Origin of the sequence: Nocardioides abyssi, from assembly GCF_030412915.1 — a bacterium.
Classification (GTDB): domain Bacteria; phylum Actinomycetota; class Actinomycetes; order Propionibacteriales; family Nocardioidaceae; genus Nocardioides; species Nocardioides abyssi.
Window position 1 is genome coordinate 1 of sequence record NZ_JAUHJR010000228.1, and the last position, 242, is coordinate 242.

Annotated in this window: 1 protein-coding gene; it reads right to left on the bottom strand. The window is 75.6% G+C overall.

Annotation, left to right across the window (positions count from 1 at the left end):
- Positions 1–158: FAD-dependent oxidoreductase (locus QWY29_RS21375; protein ID WP_300963083.1), on the bottom strand; the 158-nt coding region annotated here is incomplete at its 3' end.
- Positions 159–242 lie beyond the last annotated feature (84 nt).

The following is a 242-nucleotide window of genomic DNA, read 5'->3' on the forward strand; positions in this document are numbered from 1 at the left end:
TCGTGCATGGTCAGCGAGTCCCAGCGGTGCTGCCACGCGCCGCCCGGCGTGCGGTCGGCGTCGAGGACGACGTGGCGCAGGCCGAGCCGGCGCAGGTGGTACGACGCCGACAGGCCGGCCGGGCCGGCGCCGACCACCACCGCGTCGTAGGTCTCCACGTCGTCCTCAACGCCCGGGGGAGGCCGGTTAGTCCGTCAGCCCTCGGTCGCGACGACCTCGTCGGGGGTGTGCGGCAGCCGGTG